This is a genomic window from Peribacillus sp. JNUCC 23, from assembly GCF_053653995.1.
Map to the genome: position 1 here is coordinate 1,428,110 of NZ_CM132202.1, position 12,369 is coordinate 1,440,478.

14 protein-coding genes are annotated in these 12,369 nt (G+C 37.5%); 11 read left to right on the top strand and 3 right to left on the bottom strand.

Features of this window, described 5'->3' with window-relative positions:
• Window positions 1-8: 8 nt before the first annotated feature.
• Window positions 9-758 carry a bis(5'-nucleosyl)-tetraphosphatase PrpE gene (prpE, locus tag JNUCC23_RS06825; RefSeq protein WP_403072821.1) on the bottom strand — a complete coding sequence of 250 codons (750 nt, stop codon included), beginning with the start codon at window positions 756-758 and terminating at the stop codon, window positions 9-11.
• 180 nt (window positions 759-938) lie between these two features.
• On the opposite strand from prpE, the gene mgtE reads away from it, so the two are divergent.
• Complete coding sequence (gene mgtE / locus JNUCC23_RS06830; RefSeq protein WP_403072824.1) at window positions 939-2,318, top strand: magnesium transporter; 1,380 nt, start codon at window positions 939-941, stop codon at window positions 2,316-2,318.
• Between the two features lie 378 nt (window positions 2,319-2,696).
• On the opposite strand, the gene JNUCC23_RS06835 is transcribed toward mgtE, so the two are convergent.
• Window positions 2,697-3,590, bottom strand: a complete 894-nt coding sequence (locus tag JNUCC23_RS06835) for a cation diffusion facilitator family transporter (protein WP_062182036.1) — start codon at window positions 3,588-3,590, stop codon at window positions 2,697-2,699.
• A 322-nt stretch (window positions 3,591-3,912) separates the two neighbouring features.
• Here JNUCC23_RS06835 and fabI point away from each other — a divergent pair, with 322 nt between their 5' ends.
• The 10 genes from fabI to JNUCC23_RS06885 all read left to right on the top strand — a co-directional run bounded on the left by fabI (window position 3,913) and on the right by JNUCC23_RS06885 (window position 9,995).
• Window positions 3,913-4,686 carry an enoyl-ACP reductase FabI gene (fabI, locus tag JNUCC23_RS06840; RefSeq protein WP_403072827.1) on the top strand — a complete coding sequence of 258 codons (774 nt, stop codon included), beginning with the start codon at window positions 3,913-3,915 and terminating at the stop codon, window positions 4,684-4,686.
• A gap of 470 nt (window positions 4,687-5,156) precedes the next feature.
• Entirely contained in the window at window positions 5,157-5,444 is a 288-nt protein-coding gene (locus JNUCC23_RS06845; protein WP_062182029.1) for a hypothetical protein, read from the top strand.
• Between the two features lie 14 nt (window positions 5,445-5,458).
• Complete coding sequence (locus JNUCC23_RS06850; RefSeq protein WP_062182026.1) at window positions 5,459-6,028, top strand: CotO family spore coat protein; 570 nt, start codon at window positions 5,459-5,461, stop codon at window positions 6,026-6,028.
• Window positions 6,029-6,044: 16 nt separating this feature from the next.
• Window positions 6,045-6,410 (top strand): DUF1360 domain-containing protein, encoded by a 366-nt coding sequence (locus JNUCC23_RS06855; protein ID WP_454214949.1) that lies wholly within the window; start codon window positions 6,045-6,047, stop codon window positions 6,408-6,410.
• A 399-nt stretch (window positions 6,411-6,809) separates the two neighbouring features.
• Window positions 6,810-7,286 carry a sporulation protein gene (locus tag JNUCC23_RS06860; RefSeq protein WP_454214951.1) on the top strand — a complete coding sequence of 159 codons (477 nt, stop codon included), beginning with the start codon at window positions 6,810-6,812 and terminating at the stop codon, window positions 7,284-7,286.
• Between the two features lie 16 nt (window positions 7,287-7,302).
• On the top strand, window positions 7,303-7,779 hold the full coding sequence (gene spoVAC, locus JNUCC23_RS06865) for a stage V sporulation protein AC (protein ID WP_062182020.1): 477 nt from the start codon (window positions 7,303-7,305) through the stop codon (window positions 7,777-7,779).
• Between the two features lie 2 nt (window positions 7,780-7,781).
• Entirely contained in the window at window positions 7,782-8,810 is a 1,029-nt protein-coding gene (gene spoVAD, locus JNUCC23_RS06870) for a stage V sporulation protein AD (RefSeq protein ID WP_454214953.1), read from the top strand.
• Window positions 8,811-8,845: 35 nt separating this feature from the next.
• On the top strand, window positions 8,846-9,202 hold the full coding sequence (spoVAE, locus tag JNUCC23_RS06875) for a stage V sporulation protein AE (protein WP_403072842.1): 357 nt from the start codon (window positions 8,846-8,848) through the stop codon (window positions 9,200-9,202).
• Between the two features lie 114 nt (window positions 9,203-9,316).
• Window positions 9,317-9,454, top strand: coding sequence for a YjcZ family sporulation protein (locus JNUCC23_RS06880; protein ID WP_403072845.1), 138 nt, complete (start codon window positions 9,317-9,319; stop codon window positions 9,452-9,454).
• Between the two features lie 283 nt (window positions 9,455-9,737).
• Window positions 9,738-9,995, top strand: coding sequence for a stage VI sporulation protein F (locus tag JNUCC23_RS06885; protein WP_062182011.1), 258 nt, complete (start codon window positions 9,738-9,740; stop codon window positions 9,993-9,995).
• 91 nt (window positions 9,996-10,086) lie between these two features.
• On the opposite strand, the gene JNUCC23_RS06890 is transcribed toward JNUCC23_RS06885, so the two are convergent.
• Window positions 10,087-12,369 carry a UvrD-helicase domain-containing protein gene (locus tag JNUCC23_RS06890; RefSeq protein WP_454214956.1) on the bottom strand — a complete coding sequence of 761 codons (2,283 nt, stop codon included), beginning with the start codon at window positions 12,367-12,369 and terminating at the stop codon, window positions 10,087-10,089.

Consider the following 12,369-nt stretch of genomic DNA (forward strand, 5'->3'; position numbering starts at 1 on the left):
AAGAATCTTCATGATTCATCAAAACTTGTCTTGAATTTTTCTGCAAAAAAAGGCAGAGTAGATGATACAGAAATCAATTCTAATTCGGGATAACGAAGTGCAGTCAGTTTTCCACCGAATACACAGCCTGTATCGATATTATAGGTTCTGTTTACTTTTCTTGGTTCTAATACCGGGGTATGACCATAAATGATTGTAGCATGACCGTGATAGAATAGAGCCCAATCCCGCCTAACAGGGGAGCCATCAGGATGTTTTGCGCCGGAAACATCACCATATAGGACAAATGACTTCACTTTATCATTCATTTTTCCAATATAATCGGACCGGATACCTGCGTGAGCAATTACAAGTTTTTCATTGTCAATGACTTGGTAGAGTGGAGATTGTTCGTATAAGTCCATGAATTTCTTGCGGATGATTTTTTGCTCGCGTACAGGTAGCTCTTTATATTCAGCTACTGTCGTTTCAAGTCCATGCGTAATCTGTACCTTGTTTCCAGAAAAATAGCGATACAGCTTATTGCAATGATTGCCTGGAGCATATAGGGCTAATTTATGAACGATCGTTAGTTCATATACGGATTCAATGACTTTTAATGATTGAGGACCTCTATCCGTAAGATCACCTACGAAACCTAGGATTCTACCGTCAGGATGAACGGGATACCCTGTTTCCCAAGAATATCCTAATTCATCGGTTAATTGGATAAATTCTTTGTAACAACCATGAATATCACCAATAATGTCAATTTTCATTGTTTCACCTGCAAACTTGTTGGAATAGTATTAAATGAGATATACTTATATGTTATCACTAAGGTGTACGAATAATGAAAAGAATATGTATGATATTTTTATTTTGCATTAACAGACAGTAAACCCTCAATGATTGAAGTTTCACTTTATAAGGAAGTATTTATGAAAGGAGGAAATATAATGGGAACAGCGGATTCTCAAAAAAGGCCAAATAGCCAAATTAATGAAGAATTGCTTATTCAAGCTTTAATAGATGACCAAATTGACATATTCAGATCTGAGTTCATTGAGTCACATCCATACGATCAAGCGAACTTTTTTACGAGTCTGAATGAAGAACTGCGTCCGAAGGTCTATCATTATTTATCACCAAAAGAAATGGCTACATTGTTTGAAATCATGAAAATTGACGAAACAGAATACGAAGGTCTCCTAGCTGAAATGGACCCTGTTTACGCGGCTGAAATGCTTTCACTTATGTACGCCGATGATGCTGCCGATGTTCTAAATGAAATAGATTCAGAACAAGCTGGCAGTTATTTAACCATCATGAATGATGAATCTGCGCGTGAGCTTAAAGAATTGTTAAGTTATAAGGAATATACAGCTGGTAGTATCATGACGACAGAATTCGTGGCGATTGAGGCTAACCAAACCGTTCGATCTGCCATGTATATTTTGAAAAAAGAAGCTCCGAAAGCTGAAACAATTTACTATATATTTGTTGTTGACGTGAATAAAAAACTAGTAGGTGTTCTCTCGTTACGGACATTGATTGTCAGTGATGATGATACCATGATTTCTGAAATTTTGGATGATCGGGTAGTCTCTGTTTCTGTCACGGAGGATCAGGAGGAAGTGGCACGGAAGATACGTGATTATAATTTTCTAGCGATGCCAGTTGTTGATTTTCAGAATCATTTATTAGGTATTATTACAGTCGATGATATTATTGATGTTATGGATGAAGAAGCATCAGATGATTATTCTAAGCTTGCTGGTGTATCTGATCTTGATACTGTCGATAAGAGTCCAATATCTGCGGCAAGGAAGCGTCTGCCATGGCTTGTTATTCTGTTATTTCTCGGGATGATGACAGCAAGCTTAATCGGCCGATTTGAGGAGACACTAAGTCAAAAGGCAATTCTTGCCGTGTTTATTCCGTTAATCGGCGGGATGGCTGGAAATACGGGTACCCAAGCACTTGCTGTGGCCGTTCGCGGGATTGCAACAGGTGATTTAGAGCATGAGAGTAAATGGAAGCTAGTCATGAGAGAAGCAGGAACAGGGCTTATTACGGGATTCGTTTGTGGAGTCGTTGTTACGCTCGTCGTTTATATTTGGCAACGTGATCTAATCCTTGGAAGCTTGGTTGGAATTTCTATTTTTACAACATTAATTTTTGCTACACTTGCAGGATCACTCGTCCCACTTATTATGCATAAACTGAAAATAGACCCTGCCGTAGCTTCAGGGCCATTTATTACAACGATCAATGACATTATCAGTATTTTTGTTTATTTTGGTATGGCTACCATGTTCATGAACTATTTACTTTAAGAGGATGTTCAAAAATTCCGGTGAAAATAGCTGTCGAATTGCATCAAAGCTCTGTCTCTCCGGTCCTCTCGAGATGCGCTCCTCGAACTTCTCGGCTCTTTTTATCCTCCTTTTTGAACACGCACTTTAAGGAAAAGGGGACGGGGCTTCGCAACTTATTAATATAGCCAAGTTTATTTAGCAGGTATACTCCTTTTAGTATAGAAAGTACCCCGAAGTCTGGCTCCGAACCGCCACCATTGGGATTAGGTGAGTGTAGCGTGCTATATGATTTAACCTTCATGGTCAATGGCGGCGTTTTAACGCCATATAGGTTTAGTAAAAAAATGACGGAAAATGTTCCGTCATTTTTTTGATTTCTTTTGTCTAGACCTTTTACTATTCGGAAAAATAGGGATTCAGGTGAATGAGTACCTCTTGAACATTGTCAAATTTCTTCATTAACGCATATTTAATTTCTCTAGAAAGGTCATGGCCTTCTTTGATGGTTTTTGTATGATCAACTGAAATTCTTAAATCGACAATAATATAATGTCCAAGTTCTCTAGCGCGAATTTTATCAATTCTTTTTACTTCTTGGAATTCTGAAATGATTGAAATATAAGCATTAATAGTTTCCGTATCTACGCTTCGTTCAAGAAGGATATCGAAGGCTTCAGTAAGCATTTCCTTGGCTATTTTGAAAATTAAATAAGCGACGAACAAACTCGCTACTTTATCGGCATACATTAAATAAAAGATCTGAAGATGATCCCCTATAATAGATAGTAATACACCCACTGCAGCGGCAATTGAAGCCACTATGTCTGCTTTGTGATCTAAGGCGATGGCTTCGATTGCCTTGCTTTTTTGTTGTTTGGCAATCCTAAGTGAGTACCTGTATAAATATTCTTTTAGTCCGTATGAAAGAAGTGCAATCCATAAAGCAAGAATATTTGGAGCCTCAATTGGGTGGAAAAATCCAGTGATCGCTTCGAAGACTATGTAAATTGAAACGAGTGTTAATAAAATCCCAATGATTCCAGATACAATAATTTCCGCTTTTCCATGGCCATATGGATGTTCTTTATCGGCTGGTTTATTAGAAATTTTAAGGACTAACAGCACAATAACGGATGCAAAAACATCTGCAGCTGAATGAATCCCATCTGCAAACACAGCATCACTATTTGCTGTCCATCCAATTAACATTTTTCCTAAAGTTAAAGCAATATTACTCCATAAACTGATCCAAGCAACTTTTTTTGCAATGGCTTCTCTTTTTCCCAATATTCATCCACCTCAATTCTAAAAAGCCTCTTGAAATAGTATCAAACGTAAAGCGGGTGAGTCTATAGCAATCTTCTTTTATTCAGTCATGTTAATGGTAGCTAACAAAGAATTTTGGGATAGGGAAAATACATGATTTATATAGTATTGCGTAAATACGAGCAGCAATACTATATAAAATATGCCGATATTTGTTAATTGTACTGTTTTACGTTTGCAACAACTATTGCTTACTGTGGGTGAAATTTGAGTTATTGATTATTCTTTGCTATACTAATTTATTATCTAGTACTAATAACTTGTATCAATTCAGGGGGATTTTACTATGACTTTTTCTTTAAAAGGAAAAACATTTATTATTATGGGTGTAGCAAATAGGCGAAGTATCGCTTGGGGAGTGGCTAGATCTCTCCATGGAGCTGGCGCAAAGTTAATCTTTACATATGGACGTGACCGAACGGAAAGAAGTGTTAGAGAGCTTGCGGGTACGTTAGAAGGTGAACCATCACTCATACTTCAATGTGATGTAACCAATGATGAACAGATTACAGCATGCTTTGCAAAAATTAAAGAAGAAGTTGGTATGATACATGGGATTGCTCATTGTATTGCCTTTGCGAACAAAGAAGAATTGGGTGGAGAGTTTGTGGAAACGTCGCGTGATGGATTCTTACTTGCGCATAATATTAGTTCCTTCTCTTTAACAGCCGTTGCAAAAGCAGCTAAAGATTTAATGGCTGAGGGTGGAAGCATTGTTGCAATGTCATATCTAGGCGGGGAAAGGGTTATGCCGAATTATAACATTATGGGTGTAGCCAAAGCGTCACTAGAAGCAAATGTACGCTATCTCGCTTATGATCTTGGTAAATATGGCATACGAGTGAATAGTATTTCAGCAGGTCCGATTCGTACACTTTCTGCAAAAGGAGTTAGTGACTTTAACTCAATTTTGAGAAAAATTGAGGAAGAATCACCATTGAAGAGAACGACAACTCCTGAAGAAGTTGGCGATACAGCAGCCTTCTTATTTAGTGACATGTCACGAGGAATTACAGGAGAAAACATTCATGTTGATTCTGGCTATCATATAATGGGATAAAATTTGCGTTTACTTCTTTGGTTTGTCATAAAGACAAAAAGAAGCAGGGGTTATTGGACTAAGTAGTTCCGTTCTTGTGAAGAAACATCTTTAATAGCATATTACTTAGCAGACCAAATCACGTAGAGATTTGGTCTGTTCCAGCCCTTATTGCTACGATGCATAGCAAATAACAGTGTGACAATAACTATTGTCACACTGTTATTTTTGTTGTTATTGGCATTGTTTAATATTTTATATATAAACGCTTGGATACAAATTCAAGCGTTTTTTTATGTTAAAGATAACGGTTAAATAATATTCCGGGCACCCACTTCTTTTTGTTTAAGAGGAAGTATTTGTGAAAAATCAAATGTCATAAATAGAAAAAGAAACCGTATAAATGATACATAGACGGAAAAATTTCTTGATTATTTTCAGCGAGAGTTTTAACTTGATCCCCTGTTTTCACGTATATGAGGAGGTTCTTTATGAATGGAAAATTAAAGAGTAAAGAGGCAACTTTGTCTGTGAAACAGATCCGTATAAAAACGCAGAATAGTCGATATAAAGAAGCTATCGTAAAGCTTGAAATATTAGCTAGACTTCCTATTTACGGTCCGAAACCACTTTGCCGTTTTACACATAATGGAATGACCTTCATTGGCAGGTTTGAAAGCAAGACAAATGATTTTGTTTATATCAGGCATAAATATGGAAAGAGAGTAGTCCCATATACGATTAAAGAGCTTGAATCATTATCGGTTATTTCTATTTGAAGGAGGTATTGGGAATGTCGGATGAAAAAAACTCTAAACCACTTTTCTATATTGTGCAACCGAAAATCACAGAACCCGAAAGGCCGGAAATGCAAGAAGTATACCGAACGAAAACGAAAAAAAAGAAGGAAAATGATCATGATAAAGGATCAGAAGAAGTCCTTACCGCAGAAAATGAAGAAGAACGTATAAAAAAAGAAGCTGAAGATGCTAAGTTAGATCAAATTAAACGAGAATTTGGTGTGTACGATGCATTAGGAGAAATCGAAACAGAACTTGACTCTATTCAAAAAATTAAGAAAGACCTTCATGAACCACAAGGAAATGTTCGAGTTATTTCCGGAGCCAATCAGGAGAATCAAGTTCCAGAACAGCAAAAAGATTCACCAGAAGTAAAAAAAATGAGAAGTGTTCTCACAGACTTAATTAAAAAGGATCCTAAACCATTTTGTGAAGCTTCAATTGGCGGTCAAACCGTTCGTTTTCAAGTGATAAGTAAACGAAATGACATCATTAAAATTAAAGTAGGCAGTCATATCCAAAGCATCCCCCTTCATGAACTTTCTGATTTAAGAATTCTCTAATTTCTGGAGGCGTTAAATGATAGTTCAGGAAATATCATTTGTAACTATTCTTATTCTTGGCCTTGCATCTTTTAGATTGACGAGGCTGATTGTATACGACAAAATTACTGAATTTCTCAGAAGCCCTTTTTTTAATGAGGTAGAAGAAACGAATGAGGATGGTACGAAAGACATTTATCTTTTACCAAAAGAAAAAGGGTTGAAAAAATGGATTGGCGAATTATTAAGCTGTTTTTGGTGTACTGGGATTTGGGTCAGCGTTGGAATAACCATTTTATTTCTTACAGGCGCTAAAACAGGGAGCTTTATCATTCTTATTTTAGCTGTAGCTGCAATTGGTTCCATTATTGAGGTAATAATTAGCAAATGGATAGGCAACTAATATATACAACTGACAAACCTAATCATATACTGTCTTATATTCCTTTTACAGGAAGAAGGTGTATTATGAATAAAAAGATAATTAATGTACCATATGCACAGCCAATTAAAAAAAGTTCGCAAAATAAGCTGAAAAAAGGTTGTGGCTGTAATCAAAAGAAAAATTGAATGGAGTTTGCATAATGCCCGATCCGAGTTTTAGGGATCGGGTTATTTTTATGTAGTATATGCTATTTCAATTTGCTTTGGTGTCTGACTAACGTAATCTTACATATTTAGGTCCAAGAAATCTTAATATATGGAGTTAGGATTTGTTTGTGTGCTTCCTTATCCTACCATTCATAAAATGATTGATGATTAAAGACAATAATAGATAAACCTAAATGTAGGAAGTGAAATGATGACGATACGTTTATGCATACAGCTCCTTGTTATTTTTATTCTTTTTCTAAGTGGATGTGCATCGAATGGTGACGGCAAAACAGAAAGGCTCGCTCTGTTAAAACAAACGAATCCAAAGCCAATGGATATAATTGATGCAACAGATAGTAAGATTGGTAACGAAGAAGCTGTGAAGAAGGTAGTTACGAAGAATGACCATATTTATGATGTTGTCATTGTAAAGAATGGGAAAGAGATGCTTGTTGCTTATAAAATAAAACATCTACACAGGTTTCGAATGAAGCAGATTGAGCAAAAACTAACAAAAGATCTCAATAAAAAATTTGAAGGAATACATTTCGTTGTTTCAAGTGATTATAAAATTTTTCTTGAAGCAGTGAGATTAAATAAATTATTGCGTGAGAATGATATTCCTAGGGAAAAAGCCAAAAAGGAATTTAAACAAATTATCGAATTGAAGGAAGAAAAAACATAAAAAAGAGGGGTCATGGATGGCGAAACAACAAGAGAAAAACAAAACCATTGAACAAAAGAATTACGAAAAACTACAAGCAAAGCATGAACTAAAGCGACCAATTGCGAAAAATTGTGTCAAAGCATTTTTAGTTGGTGGTCTCTTTTGTACAGTCGGACAGGCGATTTCATACTTTTATATTTATTTCTTTAATTTTACTGAACAAACGGTTGGGAATCCTACAAGTGCAACGATGGTCTTCATTGCTTTACTACTCACAGGTTTTGGTATTTATGATCGAATCGGACAATTTGCAGGTGCAGGCAGTGCAGTTCCAGTTACTGGATTTGGAAATGCGATTATTTCAGCTGCGATCGAGCACAGAACAGAAGGCTTTGTACTTGGGGTAGGCGGCAATATGTTCAAGCTTGCAGGATCTGTCATTGTATTCGGTGTTTTTTCCGCTTTCGTTGTCGCACTTATAAAAACACTCTTTAGTATGCTAGGAGGGTAAAGATGCTAATAGGAAAGCAATCATGGACATTTGCTAACAAACCTATCATAACTTCCACAGGTGTAACAGGGGGGCCTTTTGAAGCGAACGGTCATTTGGCAAAAGATTTTGATCTTCTTTATGAAGATTTATGGATGGGACAAGATTCCTATGAAAAGGCGCATCGGCTTTTGCTTGAAGAAGCTGTACAAATTGCACTTGAAAAAGGAACGGTAAAAAAAGAAGATGTGCAATTTTTTCTGGCTGGTGACCTAGTTAACCAAATTACACCGACGAGCTTTGCAGCTAGAACGAATGGGATTCCTTATTTTGGTTTGTTTGGAGCTTGCTCGACATCGATGGAGGGGCTGGCTCTTGCTGCATATATTGTGAATTATTCGGGCGCAGACCATGTGTTGACAGGAGCTTCGAGCCATAATGCAGCCATTGAAAAGCAATTTCGATATCCGACTGAATATGGAGGGCAAAAACCTCCAACCGCACAGTGGACTATTACAGGAGCAGGAGTTGCACTTGTTTCCCAGGCTAAAAGTGGGGATAGCCCTGCTGCGCATATTCTATCTGCTACAATGGGCAAGGTTATTGATATGGGGATAAATGATCCATTCAATATGGGCGGTGCAATGGCTCCGGCTGCAGTGGATACGATATTGGCCCATTTTCGCGATTTTAAGCGTACAAGTGATTATTATGATGCAATCATAACAGGGGATCTTGGCTATGTTGGTCGGGAAACAGCGTATGATTTATTAAGTCAAAAAGGGTTCGATATGCCGAAAGACAAGTTTCGGGATTGTGGTTTGCTGATATACAAAAGCAATCAACCTGTTTTATCAGGAGGTAGTGGAGCTGGTTGCTCAGCGACCGTTCTCTATGGCCACATATTAAATCAAATGAAGGTAGGGAAATTGAAACGGATATTGTTTGTCGCAACGGGAGCCTTGCTATCGTCGCTTACTGTACAACAAAATGAAAGTATTCCATGTATAGCACATGCGGTGGCAATTGAGTATGAAGCGGGTACTTTTTAATTTTTTAGAAACTTAATGAAAGGAAGGGAAGATTCATGCTGCCGATGTTTTTTTGGGCGTTCGTCATAGGTGGGCTGATTTGTGTAATTGGCCAACTATTATTTGATGTTGCGAAGTTAACGCCAGGCCATACTTTGAGCGTACTCGTTGTTGCAGGCGCAATATTAAGCGGATTTGGATTTTATGATTACTTAATTGATTTTGCTGGAGCAGGGGCAAGTATACCAATAACTTCCTTTGGGAATTCTCTCGTCCATGGAGCCATGCAGGAAGCTGAACAACACGGAATTATTGGTGTATTAACAGGGATGTTTGAAATTACCAGCTCAGGCATTTCAGCTGCAATTATCTTCGGATTTATCGGAGCACTTGTGTTCAAACCAAAGGGATGACCATGATTCCTTCTTTTCGAATTAGGCTTCAAACAATTAGGAGAAGGCCTATACACACTTGTCATTTTCTACATATGTTAAAAGTGAGCTATTCGAAAAGTGAGGTGAAGCTATATGTTCGGTTGGGGTTATGGTGGCTACGGCGGTGGTTGTGGCGGCTACGGCTACGGCGGTGGTTGTGGCGGTTCTGGATTTGTATTAATCGTCGTTTTGTTTATTTTATTAATTATTGTCGGAGCTTCTTTCTGCTAATGAATATACTAAAGATGGAATAGGCAGTATAAGCCTGTTCCGTTTTTAATGGAATAGAGGGTTTCTTTAAAAAAAGCTAATTAAATTCGTATTGGTTAGAATTGATTTGATAACAAAGATATTTACCCGACAAGGGAACAAATTACACCACATTTCCTGTTTACATAGTCTCTAGGCACTTTTACTGATCGATCATTGTTATTTGTTCTTTGCATGCCATCCTTTTTAGGCACATAACTCTTTTAGACTGCATAGAATGGTTGCAGAGAAGGAGGGCTTTTTAATGGAAAACCAATTTTTTAAAAACATTGAAAGCAAAACGGGTGTAAGTATGAAGGATGTATTTGAATTAGCAAATTCGCTGCAAGGTGCAAATTTTAAGGATGAAGCAACGGTACGCAATGTGATTAAACGAGTTTCCCAAATTGCTAATAAGCCAGTTAATCAAGAAACGGAAAATAAAATTGTCGAGTCAATTGTTAAAGATGGAAAAAGTCTTGATTTTAGTACATTAGCGAATATGTTAAATGGTAAAAAATAATATGTAAATGAAAAAGACAGTGGTATAATGACCGCTGTCTTTATTCATACTATCATCATGTGAAAATTAATAATTCCCCTAATTATCCGGTTCAAAATCTCAGGAATCTAGACGGGTATGCTGTTTTACCTCTTCGTGTTTGTGGTATGGATAGGAATAGACCGTCTTTTGCTCTTGTCATCGCAACATATAGCAGTCTGCGCTCCTCTTCCAGTGGTTCAGTGTCACCTTTACGATGTGACTCAAGTGCGAAGTCATGAGGGAGGCTGCCGTCAACAGCACCAAGTACATACACATATTTATATTCGAGACCTTTTGAACGATGTATGGTTGTTAACTGGATTGCATCATGGAAATGCTTTGATAGCTGCTTCACTTCATGTACCATAGCAGACATATGTTCCACATGTTCAAGGAATTCAGCTACTGAATGGAACCGTTTAGCTGCTACCTTCAAGTCACGAATATCATCAGAGCCTTTCTCTATATTGCCTTCGTTCCCGCGTTTCTTCACAAAGTCTGCAAACCCAATTTCCTTTTCAATGACTAAAAGAGCAACGGAAGGTGTCATCCCTTTTAAACTGCGGATTATTTTAGGTAACGATTTAAGTTTACGTTCTTGAAAAGGATGAGCTGTTTTGACGAAAGCAAGAGCATCAATAAAGTCACAATCCTGTAGAATCGTTTGAGCCTTCATATCCTGTAGCACACTTTGTTTTAAAAATAAAGATGATAAAATGTCCCCGACTGGATTGGCATCCTCAGGTTGGCTGCTTAATCGTAAATAAGCAAGCATACTTTTAACGATTCTTCGTTGATAAAAACTATCCGCATCTTTTTCAATAACAAAAGGAAGATTGGATGTGGCTAGTCTCTCGAAAATCGCTCGTGACATTGCATGAGTCCGATAAAGAATTGCAAAATCACTTGGGTTCGCGCCTTCTATAATTCTTTCCTGGATATCATGAACAATCATCGTTGCTTCTGTTTCCTCGTCAAAAGGATAAAAGAGTAGTGCAGGTTTGCCATTATTATGCTGAGCTTTCATCGTTTTCGGATGCCTGTTCTGATTTTTTTTGATCATCCGGTTGGCGGTGGCAACAATTTCATGTGATGAGCGAAAATTTTCTGTCAGTTTTACGACTTTAGCTCCTGGGAAATCTCGTTCAAAATGCAAGATAAATGACGGGTCACTGCCACGAAATGCGTAGATTGCCTGATCGTCATCACCGACTACACAGACATTTTTTGTTCGAGCAGACAGGAGTTGGATCAATTCGTATTGAACTTTATTAATATCCTGAAACTCATCAATGAGGAAATAGTCAAAACGCTTGTGATATTTTGCTAGAACATCTGGATTATTTTTGAAAAATGAATAACAGCCAATCAACATATCATCGAAATCATAGCTACCTGTCTGTGATTTATAATCTTCGTAGCTTTTATAAAGAGACAAACAAGATGTTTCCCATTCATCTTTTGCCTTGATTTCATTGGGGAATAACAAGGAATTTTTCCAAAGACCAATTTGTTGAAGTGCTTGATCATACGCAAATTCCTTTTCATCCAGCCCAATTTCTTTGCCAGCTAGTTTAAGGATTCTTGTACGTTCCCATTCCCATTTCATTAGTAAATCACGACGCCACTTATCTGGTTCATGAAAGAGGAGGATTTTATAAAAAATACTATGAAAAGTGCCGGTTACTAATTGATTGACGAGCATGGGATTCATTTCAGGATAGGAGAGCAGTCGTTCCTTCATTTCTTTGGCAGCCTTGGCTGTAAAAGTAACAAGCATTATGGACTTAGGATCGATGTTTTTTGCCGAAAGCATATAAGCTGTTCGGACAGTTAATACTCTAGTTTTTCCGCTACCAGCTCCAGAAAGAACAAGGAGGGGCCCATCAATTGTGGTTATTGCGGCTGCTTGTTCCTTGTCCAAACTCACTCCATGATTGTAAAGTTTGTCAAAGTATGGATCATCAACAAGAAGCTGACTTTGCTTTACATTTGTGAATTCGGGATTACCTGTGATACATGTACTGCTTTTAACCGGTACACATTCAGGTTGATTTTTTGTAATGGTGCGACCTTTTGGAATCTTAAAACCGTTTTCTTCTTTATAGTCGATCGAAACAGGATTATTTTGTTTAGCTGAAACATCAAGTAAAGGGAACGAGCAATCCGTAATTCCAGGTGAAATATGACTGAAATGAGGTGGATTACTTATGCCTAAGAATAACTTCACGGGAAGAGCACATGATGGACAAGTCAGTTCTCCGCGCTTGCCTTTATCATATAATTCCTGAAGCTGTTCGGCAGATGTAGTGGCTAAATGGATCATTTCATTTTTTATTTTAGCTGCTTGCAT